Genomic DNA, 16,496 nt, shown 5'->3' with positions numbered 1-16,496 from the left:
TCGGATGCTCTTGCGTCCATTTGGCCATTTCGGCCGGCGCCAGAAACATGCAATTGAGAAGATTCCCTCTGTTCTCAAAATGCAGTCGCTCTTCCCGACAATTCGTCGGGTTCGACACAAGACAGACAGTTAAGATGAGCTCGATAAGATCCATTCGGCACCTCTCACCCCACTCCTATCCCGGCAATGCCCTCGATCATTCGAGGCCTATTGACGGGAGCTGAAGCCGGTCGTCGGATTTCTCAAGGTGCCCAATGAGAAATATCTTTTCAAATTACGGTTCCTGCTCGTTGTCGTCAATCACACGCCGGAAGGAAAACGCAATCGTGATGCTGCGGCGTTATTTCCGCAGCATCACGATTGACTTATGCAATGCCACAGGTAACGTTTTGAAATGCTATGATCGCGAATTCGTTAATAGAAAGATCAAGCTGAAATGGTGGCGCCAATGCATGGAAATTGGCACCAGTCTTCGTCTAGGGCACCCTTGGCGAAAATGAGGAAATGCCATGCGATATCCTGTACTACTGATTGGTCTGTCAGTTGCAGTTCTGTCCGTTATTCAAGCCCGCGCTCAGGATGCGGGAGATGCCACGGCTGGAGCAACAGTTTTCAAGAAATGTGCGGCCTGTCATGTGGCAGACACTGACAAAAACAAGGTTGGACCATCTCTTAATGGTCTATTTGGCAGAACCGCCGGTACACATCCCAACTTTAACTATTCACCCGCGATGAAGGCCGCCGGTACAGGTGGTCTGGTATGGGATACTGCAAGCTTGCGTGACTATTTGCATGACCCGAAGGCCAAAGTACCCGGTACGAAAATGGCTTTCCCCGGTCTGAAAGATGACACGGAAATTTCCAACCTCGAAGCTTATCTCAAACAATATTCAAAGTAACAAAGTTGCCGCCGGTTTGATAACCGGCGGCAATCTATTCAGACGTTCTCACGCCATTTGATCGAACAGCCGACTGAGGCAAGCTGCTCACGCGGTCCTTGTCCAGACAGAGCGACCTGCTGCATGGCCTCGAACAAGTCCCGGCGCAGATCAGCTATGGCTTCCTGTTTACGCGATCCATCCAGACGCCCACGATATTGCAGCTCTGCATTGGCGTTAAATCCAAAAAAGTCAGGTGTACACACTGCGCCATAAGCCCGCGCAACAGTCTGGTCCGCATCATGCAAATAATGAAAGGGAAACGCATTTTCCCGTGAGAAGAGCTGCATGTTCTTGAAGGAATCGGCGGGATAGGCCGCGGCATCATTGGCATTGATGGCTACGAAACCAACGCCAAGTTTCTTGAGATCGCTTGCGTCACGCACAATGCGCTGGATAACAGCTTTAACATAAGGGCAATGATTGCAGATGAAGGCGACGACAAGTCCATTGTGCCCGGCCTGAGCCAGAATGGAATGTCTTTGGCTGTCCGCACCTATCAAATTTGCATCTAAAGCCTTCCAGCCGAAATCACAAAGAGGCGGTATCGCGGCCATTTTTTCTTACTCCCGTCATGCTGCCTCGTATTGCCTTGCATTGTCGGCGGCGCTCCGGATGGCAGCGATGTTATGAGCATAGGCCACCTTACCGTTTCCCCTAAAGATTGCAGACCCCGCGACAAGTACATCAGCTCCGGCTGCGGCAACCAAAGGGGCTGTCTCCGGCGTGACACCGCCGTCAATCTCGATATGGATAGGACGATTCCCGATCAGTGCCTTCAAACGCCGTGTTTTCTCAACGACCGATGGAATGAATGCCTGACCGCCAAATCCTGGGTTGACGGTCATCAGAAGGACGAGATCAAGCCGATCCAGTACATATTCGATGACAGTTTCGGGCGTGGAGGGATTGAGAGAGACACCTGCCTTTTTTCCAAGATTGCGAATGGTCTGCAGAGAGCGATCCAAATGCGGCCCTGCCTCTGCATGCACTGTGATGAAGTCACACCCGGCTTCAGCGAAAGCACCGAGATAATCGTCTGCCGGTGCGATCATGAGATGACAATCGAATATAGCTTCGGTTCGATTGCGGATCGACTTTATTACCTGCGGGCCAAAAGTGATGTTCGGAACGAAATGCCCATCCATTACATCAAGGTGTACCCAGTCCGCTCCGGCTCCCACGATGTCTTCCACTTCTTCCCCGAGCCGGGAAAAATCGGCCGAGAGAACGGATGGCGCTATGAGTGTCTTGCGGTTCATGGTGTCTGATCCTCCGCAGAAGCCTTTGCAAATACGCGGCTACTCCTGATATCCGCAGCCGTGATCGTTGAGAGTGTCATGGCATCAGTTGGTCCACGGGATGCTTCGAATAGCCGGTTGGCATGACGCAGCCGAGCCCGGTCCAGGGCATTGCGAATGGAGCGGGCATTGGCAAAATGCGGCTGCTGCCGACGCCGTTTTATATAGTCGGCCATGATGGTGCGGCCTTCCTCATCGAAGTTGTAGTTCTGTTTGGCCAGCATGGTTTCAGCAATGCTCAGAAGCTCACCGGAGCTATAATCCGGAAAATCTATATGATGCGCGATGCGCGAACGAAAACCCGGATTGCTTTCGAAGAACTTGTCCATCCGATCAGCATAGCCTGCAAGAATGACCACAAGATCGTCGCGCTGGTTTTCCATCACCTGAAGCAGTATCTCAATAGCTTCCTGACCGTAGTCCCGTTCATTCTCCTGCCGGTGCAGATAATAGGCTTCATCGATGAACAGCACGCCGCCCATGGCTCTCTTCAATATCTCCTTGGTCTTAGGCGCCGTGTGACCAATATATTGGCCCACGAGATCGTCGCGCGTAACCGAGACGAGATGGCCTTTGCGGATATAGCCGAGGCGATGCAGGAGATCGGCCATACGCAGCGCCACAGTGGTTTTGCCAGTGCCGGGATTCCCACTGAAGCTCATATGCAGGGTTGGCGTCTCGTGGGCCAGACCCATGCGTCGCCGCGCCCGTTCCACCAGCAGCAAGGCGGCTGTTTCCTTGATCCGTTGTTTAACCGGCTTTAGGCCAATCAAATCGCGATCAAGCTCATCCAGCACATCCTTGACACCCGATTCCACATACTCAGCATGCAGATCAACCGCCGCAGGAATATCCCTGTCAGTATCTGGAAGCTCCATATTTGAGACGTCAGCCATAACGTTGACCCGCCGGCTTGTCCGTCGCATAGGACCTCGTCGTGTAACGGACCACACGGCCTTCCCCTTCCTGACGCGCAAGATGGAAACCTGGTTCCTCCTGCGGGCGATTGACGAGGAAGGACAGCTTCACAGACTCCCATCCATGAGTATTGTCAAAGGCAACCAAACGGATATAGCTATCGCCATAAGCCTTGCGGCATTCTTTCAATTCCATCATCAATGCGGCCGCATCCGGATTATCAAACATCGGATGCCCCCACATATCCCAATAGGTGTTGCGCGGGTGCGGGTCATCGGTGAACTCGAGACTGACCGCCCAGCCCTTATCGATGCAATACTGCACTTGCCGGGAGATCTGTTCGTCTGTCAGATCGGGCAGGAACGAGAATGCTCCCTGAGTAATACGCATGTCGTTTCTCCTATTCGGCTGCTGTTGCAGTCGGAACAAAATCCGGTGAATCAGTTGAGGTGTAGTTGAAGGAAACGTCCTTCCAGACTTCGAGTGCCTGCTGCAGCGGCTGACAGTTGCGAGCTGCCATTCGCAGAATTTCAGGGCCTTCACGCAAGATGTCGCGACCTTCGTTGCGTGCGAGCACCATGCATTCAAGGGCAACGCGGTTAGCCGTGGCACCGGCAGCGATCCCGAGCGGATGACCGATCGTGCCACCACCAAACTGCAGAACAACATCCTCGCCCAGAAGATCGAGAAGCTGGTGCATCTGACCAGCGTGGATACCACCTGATGCCACTGGCATCATTTTGTTGAGAGAGGCCCAATGCTGATCAAAGAACACACCGTTTTCGAGTCGCGTCGGGTTAAAGTCCTCACGGCAGATATCATAGTACCCGCGGGTTGTTGCCGGATCGCCCTCGAGTTTGCCGACGACGGTCCCGGCGTGAATGTGGTCCACACCTGCAAGCCGCATCCATTTGGCGATAACGCGAAATGAAACGCCATGGGACTTCTGCCGCGTATAGGTAGAATGGCCGGCACGATGTAGATGCAGGATCATGTCGTTGCGACGCGCCCACTTGGCCATCGACTGGATCGCCGTATAGCCGATGACAAGATCGATCATGACAATGTTCGAGCCCAGCTCCTTGGCGAAGTCTGCGCGTTCGTACATGTCCTCCATTGTCGCCGCAGTCACGTTGAGATAACTACCTTTGATCTCGCCTGTTGCAGCCTGTGCCTTGTTGACGGCTTCCATGCAGTAGAGAAACCGTTCGCGCCAATGCATGAAGGGCTGCGAATTGATGTTCTCGTCGTCCTTGGTGAAGTCCAAACCACCCTTCAGCGCTTCATAGACAACGCGTCCATAATTGCGGCCCGATAACCCGAGTTTCGGCTTCACGGTTGCGCCGAGCAGCGGTCGCCCGAACTTATCAAGGCGTTCGCGTTCAACGACAATACCCGTCGGTGGACCTTGAAAGGTTTTCACATATGCAACCGGCAGACGCATGTCCTCAAGGCGCAATGCCTTTAGTGGCTTGAAGCCGAAGACGTTGCCAATAATCGACGCGGTGAGGTTTGAGATGGAGCCCGGCTCAAACAGATCAAGATCATAGGCAATATAGGCAAAATACTGCCCTTCACCATTAGGGACCGGATCAACGCGATAGGCCTTTGCACGGTACTTCTCGGTCGCGGTCAGCCGGTCGGTCCAGACGACTGTCCAGGTTGCCGTCGATGATTCACCGGCAACGGCCGCCGCTGCTTCGATCGGATCAACACCGTCCTGCGGCGTGATACGGAAGAGCGCGATGATATCGGTGTCCTTCGGCTCATAGTCAGGCTCCCAATAGCCCATCTTCTTGTATTCCATGACACCGGATCTGTAGCGGTCCTTCCCTGTGACCGTTTCTGACTTGTTCGACATGATAGGTCCTTTCCGTTTCGTTCTAGGCTTATGCAGCCTGAGCTGCGGCGATTTGTGGATCGAGCTTGCCGGCGGCATAGCGTTTGGCCATGTCATCAAGACCAATGACCTTGATTTTCATGGCATGACCTGCCGTGCCGAACCGCTCGAAGCGATCCCGGCAAAGGTCGCGCATGGCATCCATTGCCGGTTTCAGGAATTTGCGTGGATCGAATTCAGCCGGATTTTCGATGGCAATCTTGCGGAACTGGCCGCTCATCGCCATGCGGCAATCGGTGTCGATATTCACTTTGCGGACCCCATGGCGGATACCGCGCTCTATCTCTTCGACAGGGACCCCATAGGTTTGCGGCATCTCCCCGCCAAACCGGTTAATGATATCCTGCAAGGGTTGCGGCACCGATGACGAACCATGCATAACCAGATGCGTGTTCGGCAGTTTGCGATGAATTTCCTCAATCACGCCCATCGCGAGAATGTCGCCGTCGGGTGCCCGGGTAAATTTGTAAGCGCCGTGGGACGTCCCGCAGGCAATAGCGAGTGCATCAACTTTGGTGCGCAGCACAAAATCAACCGCCTGATCCGGGTCAGTCAACAACTGATCATGGCTTAGCGTACCGGTCGCGCCATGCCCGTCTTCGGCTTCCGCCTCGCCGCTCTCCAGCGAGCCAAGGACACCAAGCTCGCCTTCAACCGAGACGCCAAGCCAGTGGGCTATCGAGGTCACCCGCTTGGTAATCCCGACATTGTACTCGTAAGACGCGGGTGTCGCCGCATCCGCTTCGAGCGACCCATCCATCATCACCGAAGTAAAACCATGCCGAACGGCAGTCATGCAGGTAGCCTCGTCATTGCCATGGTCCTGATGCATGCACACGGGAATGGCCGGGTACATCTCAACCAGCGCATCAATCATTCGCGCCAGCATGATATCCTTGGCATAGGACCGCGCGCCCCGTGATGCCTGGAGGATAACAGGCGCCTCGCAAGCCGCAGCCGCTTCCATCACGGCAAGACCCTGCTCCATATTGTTGATGTTGAAGGCCGGAACGCCGTAACCGTACTCGGCTGCATGATCGAGCAATTGCCGCAGTGTAATTCTGGCCATCATCAATACTCCTTTTCGCTGATGAGCTTGCGCGCAGTGGCAACAATGTTTTCGGGTGTAATGCCGAAATGGCGGTAGAGATCCGGCGCAGGCGCGCTGGCACCAAATCCCTGCATGCCGATGAAAGCACCCTTCTCACCGACCCAGCGATCCCAACCCAGACGGGCCGCCGCCTCAATACCGATACGCGGTGCAGCCGCCAGAACAGACCGGCGATAGGCTGGAGTTTGTGCCTCGAACAGTTCCCACGACGGCATGGAAACAACGGCCGCCGCAATCTTGTGCTGACCTCGCAGAATATCGGCAGCGGTACAGGCAATCTCAACTTCAGAACCAGTGGCCAGCAATGTCACAGCACGAGGTTCAGCTGTTTCACGCAGCACGTAAGCGCCGCGCGCCGAACGGTTGTCCTCAATATGAGCGTGACGCAGCATTGACAGATTCTGACGCGAGAGAACGATGACGCTCGGCCTATCTGTATTTTTGAGTGCAAGTTCCCAGCATTCAGCTGTCTCGATGATATCCGCCGGACGGAACACATTCATACCGGGTGTGGCCCGCAGCATGGCCAGATGTTCGATCGGCTGGTGGGTGGGCCCATCTTCACCGAGGCCAATCGAGTCATGAGTCATGACATAGATCACCTGCTGTCCCATCAGCGCTGAAAGACGCATGGCGCCCCGCGCATAATCTGCAAATGCCAGGAATGTTCCTCCGTAAGGGATAAAGCCGCCATGCAGCGCAAGACCGTTCATCGCGGCAGCCATGCCATGCTCACGAATGCCGTAGTGAATGTAACGACCAAAGAAATCACCGGGCGCAATATCGAGCATCCCCGGCGTGACGGTCAGGTTCGAGTGCGTCAGATCAGCGGACCCGCCAATTGTGAGATTTGTGGCGGTATTGATGACCCCAAGCACCATTTCCGAGGCCTTGCGTGTCGCAACCTTTGTTGCCTTCTCCACATGCTCGCGGCGAAAAGCGGCGAGTTCCTCAAATACTGCAATTGGTATCTGTTTCTGCACCGCTTGCTTGAGGTCCTCGCCCTTTGATGATGCTGCCATCCGCACGCACCATTCACGCCGCTCGTCAGCGCCTCGACGTGCAACATCGCGCCACGTCTCAAGAATGTCTTCCGGAACGGCGAAGGGTTCATATGGCCAATCTATTGTGAGCCGCGCAGCGGCAATTTCCGACGCACCAAGCGGAGCGCCGTGTGTCTTCTCAGTGCCCTGCAGGTTGGGTGCTCCTTTGCCGATAATCGTACGGCATGAAATCAGCGACGGAGAATTTGATTCCCTGGCATGGGCGATTGCCTTTGCAATCTCATCGTAATCATGGCCGTCAATATCCTGCACATCGAAGCCGGCCGCCGTAAAGCGGGCCAATTGATCTGTGGAGGTTGAAAGCGATGTCGGCCCGTCAATGGAGATCGAATTGTTGTCCCAGAACACAATCAGCTTCGAAAGCTTTAAATGCCCTGCAAGGTCGATAGCCTCGTGGCTGAGGCCTTCTTGCAGACAGCCGTCTCCAGCGATGACATAGGTGTAGTGATCAACGATATCCGGCCCAAATCGGGCGGCCAGCATGCGCTCGGCCAGCGCCATGCCGACAGCCGTGGCTATGCCCTGTCCGAGCGGTCCCGTCGTCATTTCAATGCCCTGCGCGTGACCGTGTTCCGGATGGCCCGCCGTCTTTGCCCCGATCTGACGAAAACGCTGCAGCTCTTCAACCGGCATATCGGGGTACCCGATCAGGTAATGCAGCGCATATTGCAGCATGGAGCCATGACCGGCGGAAAGGACAAATCGGTCACGATCCGGCCATTGCGGATGTAACGGATCAAGCTTGATAAACCGCTTGAAAAGAACTGTGGCAACATCGGCCATCCCCATAGGCATACCAGGGTGGCCCGAATTGGCCTTCTGGACACTATCCATGACCAGGGCCCGGATTGCATTCGCCATATCCCGATCAGAGGCAACTTCCGCATCCGGGGCTTCTTGAAGCAAAACTTGAGTGTTCATCGTCTTCTCCTCACGAGGCTCGGTTTTTGCGCTCAATCAACTGCATGATCAGCGGTGTCAGGATGAGTTGCATTGCCAGGTCGAGTTTGTTGCCCGGCACAACGATCGAATTGGCTCGCGACATGAAGGAGTCGTGAATCATTGAAAGCAGGTACGGGAAGTCGATCCCGCGCGGCCGCGCAAACCGGATAACCAGCATCGATTCATCCGGTGTTGGTATCCAACGGGCAATGAACGGGTTGGACGTATCGACGATCGGCACACGCTGGAAGTTGATATCCGTCAACGTGAATTGCGGCGTGATATAGCGGACATAGTCCGGCATTCGGCGCAGGATAACGTCCATGACGGCCTCAGTGGAATATCCCCGCGTTGAGCGGTCGCGATGGATCTTCTGAATCCATTCGAGATTAATGACCGGCACGACGCCAATCTTGAGGTCCGCATGACGGGCAAGATTGATGCCGTCTGCTACAGCACAGCCGTGCAGCCCTTCATAGAACAGCAGTGTGCTCGGCGGAAAGTCGCGCCATTCAGTGAATGTACCAGCCGGCGCGCCATATTGCTGGGCTTCATCGTCATCATGAATATAGGTCCGGGTTTGGCCGGTTCCTTTGCGGCCATACTGTTCAAAGACCTCGTCAAGCTTGGAGAGTTCATTCGCATCGACATGAAAATGCGTGAAATTGGGATTTCCCTTCTTTTCCTCTTCCGCAACTTTTGCCTTCATGGTGTTACGATCATATTTGTGGAATGCATCCCCTTCGATAAAGGCTGCTTCAATATTCTCCCGACGAAAAATCTGTTCGAAGATCCGCTTGACCGACGTTGTTCCAGCGCCAGATGAGCCTGTAATGGAGATAATTGGATGTTTTGCAGACATGATTGATCTCCCTCCCTCAAGCCCTGAACAGGCCACGATTACTGAACAGTGGCGCACGCTCACCAATATTGCTGGGTTCGCTATGGTAGCGACTGATCCGGGCTACTTCCCGCACCGAGCCGAAGACGAAGGGAACCCGTTGATGCATGGCCTTGGGCATGAGATCGAGAATGCGGGTCGAAGTATCCGTCGCTCCCCCACCCGCCTGTTCGATGAGAAACGCAATGGGGTTCGCCTCATAGATGAGACGGATACGACCATCGCCATAGCCCTTGCGCTTATCGCCGGGATAGAGAAACACACCGCCTCGCATAAGAATGCGGTAGGCCTCGGCAACCAGTGATGCGATCCAACGCATGTTGAAATCACGTTCGCGTGGACCTTCGCTGCCCTTCAGACAGTCATCCATATAGAGTTGAACGGCCTCGTCCCAATGTCGATAGTTAGCCGCGTTGATGGCAAACTCATGCGCCTGACCGGCAATAACAATGCTGTCATAGGCTTGTACAAATGTGCCAAGTCGACTCGAGAAGACAAAGGCATGCGTCCCATTACCAAGTGTCAGGACAAGAGCCAGTTGCGGACCGTAAATGAAGAACCCTGCTGCGAGCTGGCGATCGCCCTTCTGAAAGAACGAGGCGACGGGCTCGCTGCTCGGATCACCAGCCACTGGGAGAATGGAGAAAATAGTCCCTATCGATACATTGGTATCGATATTGGATGACCCATCGAGTGGATCGATAGCCAACGCCAATGGAGCAAGAGGATTCAACAGCGCCGGATGCATCAACTCTTCAGAGCCGTATAGAGCGACTGGCGCCTGCCGCATTGCTTCAAGAAACATGTCGTCTGCGAAGACGTCGAGCGCCTTCTGCGGATCGCCATCAGCATTCTTGCCACCGGTGCTGCCGGAAAAAGCCTTTCCGAGTGCCCCCTGATTGATGACACTGCGAATCTTGACCGCAGTCAAAGCCAGTTGGCGCAGCACCGCCGCAACCGACGTGCGCAATGGGTTATTATGTTCCGCATAGGATCCAAGAAAGGCGTCTAGCGTCGCCGTGGTCATGGTCGTCCTCCCGTGCCTGGTCGTCTTGCGCGCCAGACTTCAGGACTATGGGACCATCAACGGATCACTAAGTAAAATTTATTATATTTACCTTATAGATAAAATTCATTAAGTGTGAGTGATGCGCAATTTGAATCTCAAACAGTTACGGGCGATACAGGCGATCAAGCAGCATGGAACCATTGTAGCTGCCGCCAATACGTTAGGGCTGACACCTCCTGCGGTAACAATTCAGCTCAAGCTTGTTGAGGAGGAAGCCGATATTGTCCTGTTTGATCGCACCAATGAGGGTCTACGTCCGACGGCTGCCGGACTGGCATTTTTGGATGCAGCCCAGATGATCGAGGAAAGGCTGCGCCTGCTCCATGACGAGATTGACGCAATCAAAGGTCTGCGGGTCGGCACGTTATCTCTTGGAGTTGTATCGACGGCCAAATATTTTGCTCCTCAACTCATGGCGACATTCGGTAAGGAACATCCTGATATTGCAATCAAGCTGATGATCGGAAACCGCGCGGAGATCATCGACAGTTTGAAAAGTCACGGCGTCGATCTTGCTCTGATGGGCCGGCCGCCCAAGGAAATTCCGCTGCGATCTGCAGTTTTCGGCGATCATCCACTGGTCATGATTGCCGCGCCGGATCACCCGCTGGCCAATTGCCGGGATATAACGAAAGAACGTATCGCACTGGAACATTTTCTTATCCGTGAACCAGGGTCCGGCACGCGTATATCTCTGGAGATTTTCCTGAGCGAGTTGCCCGGACGCATAGATGACCTCGGCACCGAAATGTCTTCCAATGAGACGATCAAACAGGCCGTTATGGCCGGACTTGGCATTGCGTTCATCTCAGCACACACGATCGCACTGGAGCTTGAAGTCGGCAAGCTGGTGATACTTGATGTAATAGGCATGCCTATCCGCCGTCAGTGGTTTTCCGTCATGCGCACGGACAGGACGTCGTCGCCAGCCATGCGCGCATTTCAGGATTTCCTCAACCGCAAGGGTGCGCAGTGTCTGCCATCTATAGATCGCCTTTACCCAATGGTGGGGTAGTTTGCGGGAATAGTGGTGCCAGCGGCCAGCTTTGGTGATCCGCACGTCAATTCGCCGCGCGGCCTCAACACATGCATTCGCGCACAAACGCTCGATTGTCGTGATTACAAGCAGGATATCCTCCTGCACTTCTCCGCAAGCCGGCAAGCCAAGCATCGCGGTCTTTTTTGGAGATCGTTAAAGTACTGACAACTGGTCTGTCTGCGAAGCAGCAGTCCCCAGCAACACTTCTTCCGGCAGTCCAAATTGTGAGCCGATGTAAACCGCACCCTAAAATGGCCAACGGTAAACCCATTCATAGCTGGTTCATATTCGTTTTGAAATATATTCGAGAAGAGAACAATGGAGAGAATTATTATAGCATCGATGTTCTGGAGAGTGCCCCCCTGGTCGATTTTTAATCTGAGTGCGCAAACTCAATACAAACATTGCGTCAAAGGAGGGTTTCACAAAACCATATCAGTATATGTGGACATCGAATTGAACCGAAAGGGTACACAGGCAGGTACGTTCGTACTGCCCTATAGCGAGCAGTCCAATACCGAAATGAAAACAGGCGGGTGTGCGGCAATATTCAGTGCTTACAGATCACGCGAGGTCGGCCATGCCCTACAAAAATGATCTGGATGCCACCAAGCGCGAACTTATTTTGGATGAATTGGCGCGGATATCAAACTCTGAACTGTTTCGGAATTCGATTCAAGCGCGCAAGTTCCTAAGCTACGTTGTACACGAAACGATTGAAGGACGCGCTTCAAGGATAAAATCGTACTCGATTGGCCTCGAGGTTTTTGGCCGGCCTTCAAGCTTTGACGCATCCCATGATCCGATCGTAAGAACGGCAGCAAATAGACTTCGGGCTACGCTTGATAAATATTACAGCGATTTTGGCCAATATTCACCAGTTATCATAAGCTTGCCTAAAGGGAGATATGTTCCCGCATTTGATTTCCAGAAACCGAACGCGGTTGAGCCTCTTCCCCCAGTCAAAGTACCAATGCAGCAGGCCATTATATTTGAGCCGCGCATTGAAAAGACACATGAATCCCCTTGGCTGCTTATATCCCTAGCGGTCGGCTTGGCTGCGCTGTCACTGATATGGCTCAACTACACCCCAAAACCTCATCAAGGGAAAACCACAATCATCGTACAGCCTGTTAGCGCTGTTAATCAAAATCCTGAAGCTGTCACTTTGGCACGGGCAACGGCAGATCAACTCGTAAACAAATTAAAGAATTACGGCAGTGTTGATGTTGTCGACGCATCTGATTTTCAAGCTGCATCTAATTTGATTGAGAGCCAGAAGAAAAAGGCAGCCATAGAAGATGACCTGTTTTCATTGACAACAGCCTATCAGGAACACAACGAAATCTTATCCGTTTCGTGGCGCCTGATTGACCTACGTTCGCAAAAAGTAGCGTGGGCTGCGCAGGAAAATATATCGCAGACAGCTTCCAATAAGGCTGATGATATTGCCAACACCATAACGAGCAAATTGCTCGGCACTGAAGGGGTTGTTCCCGTTTTGCTCGACCGACTATATGGGAATACCAATGATGCACGCCAATGTTTGTCGAGGTCTCAGCGGCAGGCCCTTTTCTACGATGACAATTTGCAAGTGGACATTCAGCGGTGCCTGGAAGATGTAGTCCGTACGCAGCCGGAAGATTCTGAATCTTGGGCTCTGTTAAGTCTCACATATTATAACAGTGGTCGTACCGCTGCATCGTTAGGTAACGACCCGAGCGTTTATGATCAAAAGCAGCATGCAACCGCGGATCGGGCGAGAGATATCGCGCCGACATCATTTCTCACACTTCAAGCACTCATGTTTGCAGCTTATGCAGACGGGCAATTTGACATGTTTGATGAAATTCGCCGAAAATTACTGGACCAATTTGGGGGAGACCCACATCTCAAAATAAGAATAGGGCATGCGCTTGCAGCCATCGGTCGCTTCGACGAAGCGTTGCCTTTGGTCAAGACAGGTATTGATGGATCACAGACAACCATCGGAATCGGTTTCCTTGTCCAATCCTATTATGCATATTCAAAGCATAATTATGAGGAGGCTCTCAATCTGATCCAGCGCGTTGGCACAGACGATTATTACATGATACCCCTCATGAAGGCAGCAATCCTGGCCCAATTGGGTCAAACAGAAAAGTCCCATGAAGCGAAGGCTCTGTTATTAAAACTACGGCCCGGCTACGAGAAGAATTTTTACTTCGATTTCCTGCATAAGAAAGTTGCACCGGAATATTTTGAGCCAATCGCTGATGGTCTCAGAAAGGCAGGCTTGGACATTATCCCCATGAAGCCAAGCCTTACAGTCATGCCTTGAATATTATTGCGGGCGTTACGAGCATACTCGCCTCCTGCGCGCCAAGGCCTGGGTCCGCGACCTCACGTCTGATGATATAATTGGCTGACTGCTTTTTCGGCCGCCATTTTCTTGATGGCAAACCGGCTGGACGTGAAGTCATAATACATATCTTCGAAATCCTGTAGAATTTCGATTGCTCCGCCGCCCAGGGAATGAAATCGCACGAGACCAAGATTTTCACAACGTTCCATCATCCGCCGAATGTGGGATCGTGATACATTTAAAGACTGTGCAATGGACTCATAGCGGAATGGCACAATCCTATTGCCATCGCTAATGCTTATGGTGTCGGCAATCATGAGCTTCATCAGCATTTCATTGCCAACGGTGCTTTGAGAGAACAATCGAATTTTGTTGAATTTGTCGCAATTGACGATGTTTTTAATATATTCCAATTGCACCTTAGAAAGAACGCGCCCTACGAATGAATCGTTTTCATATAAGTAGTTTACAATATGCAAATCAAATAATTCATCGATTACAATTAGCTCATTGTTACATATGACATACAGGACATTCTCCAGCGAAACGCTTGGAACCAAATTCTTTATTCTTTTATCAGAATTGGACACATTTTCCGCAACGTATCCCGTACGCTTAAGCAAGCCTACAAGCGCGAGTACCTTGTTCGGCCCAGCTATATTGTTGGTGCTCGCGAATTTCTGCAATTGAGTAAGGGTTGCCGCTCCGTGGTTAAAATGCAATCTGAGCAACTCAAGCACAATTAAATAATTGACCTCTACCCCCAGAACCCTGTTTAGATATTTGTTTGCCTCAAAAACCTTGATGTAACGCTCTGCATACACCTTAAATACTGCATGGAATCGAGCGTGCTCCCGTATCACCGCAGCCTCCCGGTCAAGCAACAAAGTCGTTGACATTTTGTATGAGCCCTTTGGTTTCTTCAGAGATCGAAACTATGTTGCGCGCCCTATAAGCATCCTCGACAATGCGCAGCTATGTCGGATTGAACAGCGCAATAATGATTGCACTCCAGAAACAAACGCCAATAAGAGCCAATAAATACCAGAACGCGAGGATTCCAATTTGATCACGGATTCTCTTGCGCGGTTTTGGTAGTGTCACTCTCCTGTGCCCTTCCCCTACTGGGCCCAACATTTGATCGCATATGGAAAATTGAGAGCTTTAAAGAGATTGATTGCCGCTTGCTGCTCGGTCGATGCATAGAGATGCAGGATGGGACTGCCGCCCTGTTTCAAAACAAAACCATAGCTGACCGTCATCAGAGCGCAGGATACCAATATTGGATAAAGCCAATGCCAGCCATTCATCAGAGAAGAAAGCAGACCCCATATTCCGATCCCTGTTAAGGCACCTACAATTAACCCAACAAATCTGAACGACGTAGAAATACAATTTATACGAACCAAAATCACCGTTACGGTGGGTCTCGTAACGGTTACGATTGTTTGTGTAACTTATGTAATCGACAAGAACGGTGTTAAAATAGCGCTCAATACTTCATGCATTGTCGCTTAGTGATATTTTGAAGTCATGAACTTTGAGGACCCAGCCGAGTACAAAAATTTGTCCAAGACGATTGCTTGTGCCGTGTTCTTAAAAAGCCTCGTTTTATCCTCTAAACTTCGGAGTGATTGTGACACCTGAGCGATTCAATGAATGCCTTAATTGGTTGAGGTGGTCTCAAATAGACCTTTCATCTGTCCTGGGGTGCGATGTATTTCTAGTGAACGCATGGGGCAGCGGAATAGAAGTCGTCCCAGGGGATGTTGCAAAATGGATCGACAAACTCGCTAGAACTCACGAAAAGACAAGTATGCCAACGCAATACAAGGGCGCGCGATTTCGCATCCAGATAACCGCGACACGCTGAAACAGCTTTAGCGCTAGCACCGATAGGCCCTTGGTCAATCTGGACCCTGCAGGTAAAATGCTCCCGGTGGCGACTGGGTTTCGAAGGACAGGCGTTTACCGGGAGCATCGCTATCAACAATAGCTAATGTTTTTTACTGAACCTCTCGTTACAATCAATAGAAACCCAGTGACCATTTTAGGGTCTAGTCAGTTTCAAAATGGATGCAGAAAATTCCGGCTATCAAGAATTGTGGGTGTCACGCTAGAAACGAGATTTGCGATGCTATTGTTCGGGACAACCATCTGGCTTTTATGAAAAGGGAGTTCCCCCACCCTTACTCTTCTTGTGCCGGAAATGCGTTCGCAAGGAAGAGCTGTAAACATTACCAACAACAAGGCGTCCTCCGCAAATTGGGCACCAGATGGGGGTTGATGCTCTTGCAGAGCCATAATTCTCACGTTCACTGGCAATATAATTATCTGCGCTGATTAGCGGTCCATCGGGTGTTCCATATACGGCCAATCCCACCGCCTTGCAGTGACCGATCAAGGTAAGCGCGCCTTCAGTTTCTCAATCTTGACATCGAAGTGCATGATGGCCAACACTGATTGAAACGGCGGCATAACGATCATTGTGACCCCGCAATCATCACAGATTCATTGAATGAGAAGGCTCGCCCCTGAGGGCGAAGCCAGACTGGAGATCGTCTCAATCAATACCAAAATTGAGATGAGACCTCGTATAACAATAATCGCCCAAAAATTGGCGCTACGCAGAGTAATGTAACGGTTACGTCAGATCGCTACGTCTTCTGTTGCGGATTTTCGGTACTGTTTCTGCCAACAACGCTACGTTTCTCGCTATGCCATTCGATTATTTTGGGGATGAAAATCTCCATCACAACCATAGTCGCAGGCTTGATCGGCCCCAGTGTTCACAGGGCGAAATGAGGCAGACTTGCAATGAACTGGCGGCGCCAACACCGACTAATAAACATCTCGAAGATTCATCAGACGGATCGGCGTCAGAAACAGAATCTTCAGATCAAACCACAAGGACCAGTTTTCGATGTAATAGAGATCGAATTCTGTGCGCATTTTGATCTTGTCTTCCG

14 protein-coding genes are annotated in these 16,496 nt (G+C 51.9%); 3 read left to right on the top strand and 11 right to left on the bottom strand.

All coding sequences use genetic code 11. The annotated features are described in order from the left end of the window. Window positions 1-509: 509 nt before the first annotated feature. A complete protein-coding gene (locus FHW17_RS19975; protein ID WP_112522172.1) occupies window positions 510-899 on the top strand; it encodes a cytochrome c family protein in 390 nt (129 codons plus the stop codon). 38 nt (window positions 900-937) lie between these two features. Here FHW17_RS19975 and FHW17_RS19970 read toward each other — a convergent pair whose 3' ends face one another. From FHW17_RS19970 to FHW17_RS19930, 9 genes are read right to left on the bottom strand one after another with little or no spacing between them, the layout of a single operon-like run. Further along, the gene (locus FHW17_RS19970; RefSeq protein WP_182510660.1) at window positions 938-1,495 is read right to left on the bottom strand and encodes a thioredoxin family protein; all 558 of its coding nucleotides are present in this window, start codon (window positions 1,493-1,495) and stop codon (window positions 938-940) included. A 15-nt stretch (window positions 1,496-1,510) separates the two neighbouring features. Beyond that, the gene (gene rpe, locus FHW17_RS19965) at window positions 1,511-2,200 is read right to left on the bottom strand and encodes a ribulose-phosphate 3-epimerase (RefSeq protein WP_113094611.1); all 690 of its coding nucleotides are present in this window, start codon (window positions 2,198-2,200) and stop codon (window positions 1,511-1,513) included. Then, window positions 2,197-3,117 (bottom strand): CbbX protein, encoded by a 921-nt coding sequence (cbbX, locus tag FHW17_RS19960; protein WP_182510749.1) that lies wholly within the window; start codon window positions 3,115-3,117, stop codon window positions 2,197-2,199. Before cbbX ends, rpe begins: the two co-directional genes overlap by 4 nt. A gap of 10 nt (window positions 3,118-3,127) precedes the next feature. After that, window positions 3,128-3,547 (bottom strand): ribulose bisphosphate carboxylase small subunit, encoded by a 420-nt coding sequence (locus FHW17_RS19955; RefSeq protein WP_112522169.1) that lies wholly within the window; start codon window positions 3,545-3,547, stop codon window positions 3,128-3,130. 10 nt (window positions 3,548-3,557) lie between these two features. Then, complete coding sequence (locus tag FHW17_RS19950) at window positions 3,558-5,018, bottom strand: form I ribulose bisphosphate carboxylase large subunit (protein ID WP_112522168.1); 1,461 nt, start codon at window positions 5,016-5,018, stop codon at window positions 3,558-3,560. Window positions 5,019-5,046: 28 nt separating this feature from the next. Next, window positions 5,047-6,126 (bottom strand): class II fructose-bisphosphate aldolase, encoded by a 1,080-nt coding sequence (fba, locus tag FHW17_RS19945; protein WP_112522167.1) that lies wholly within the window; start codon window positions 6,124-6,126, stop codon window positions 5,047-5,049. A gap of 2 nt (window positions 6,127-6,128) precedes the next feature. Then, window positions 6,129-8,153: a transketolase gene (gene tkt / locus FHW17_RS19940; protein ID WP_182510659.1), complete on the bottom strand. Its 2,025-nt coding sequence runs from the start codon at window positions 8,151-8,153 to the stop codon at window positions 6,129-6,131. A 10-nt stretch (window positions 8,154-8,163) separates the two neighbouring features. Further along, window positions 8,164-9,036, bottom strand: a complete 873-nt coding sequence (locus tag FHW17_RS19935) for a phosphoribulokinase (RefSeq protein ID WP_091881771.1) — start codon at window positions 9,034-9,036, stop codon at window positions 8,164-8,166. Between the two features lie 16 nt (window positions 9,037-9,052). Then, window positions 9,053-10,102: a class 1 fructose-bisphosphatase gene (locus FHW17_RS19930; RefSeq protein ID WP_182510658.1), complete on the bottom strand. Its 1,050-nt coding sequence runs from the start codon at window positions 10,100-10,102 to the stop codon at window positions 9,053-9,055. A 121-nt stretch (window positions 10,103-10,223) separates the two neighbouring features. On the opposite strand from FHW17_RS19930, the gene FHW17_RS19925 reads away from it, so the two are divergent. Both FHW17_RS19925 and FHW17_RS19920 read left to right on the top strand, forming a co-directional pair. Next, the gene (locus FHW17_RS19925; RefSeq protein WP_182510657.1) at window positions 10,224-11,159 is read left to right on the top strand and encodes a LysR family transcriptional regulator; all 936 of its coding nucleotides are present in this window, start codon (window positions 10,224-10,226) and stop codon (window positions 11,157-11,159) included. A gap of 604 nt (window positions 11,160-11,763) precedes the next feature. Beyond that, window positions 11,764-13,503 (top strand): tetratricopeptide repeat protein, encoded by a 1,740-nt coding sequence (locus FHW17_RS19920; protein WP_112522161.1) that lies wholly within the window; start codon window positions 11,764-11,766, stop codon window positions 13,501-13,503. Window positions 13,504-13,565: 62 nt separating this feature from the next. Here the strand turns inward: FHW17_RS19920 and FHW17_RS19915 are convergent, their stop codons facing one another. Next, window positions 13,566-14,426, bottom strand: a complete 861-nt coding sequence (locus tag FHW17_RS19915; protein ID WP_112522160.1) for a hypothetical protein — start codon at window positions 14,424-14,426, stop codon at window positions 13,566-13,568. Between the two features lie 1,942 nt (window positions 14,427-16,368). Beyond that, window positions 16,369-16,496 (bottom strand): sugar transferase (locus tag FHW17_RS19910; protein WP_182510656.1); only part of this gene is annotated, 128 nt, incomplete at its 5' end.

The sequence above is a fragment of the Phyllobacterium sp. P30BS-XVII genome (genome assembly GCF_014138335.1).
In the GTDB taxonomy this organism is placed as follows: domain Bacteria; phylum Pseudomonadota; class Alphaproteobacteria; order Rhizobiales; family Rhizobiaceae; genus Phyllobacterium; species Phyllobacterium meliloti.
This window is presented reverse-complemented; position numbering and strand designations above follow the sequence as displayed.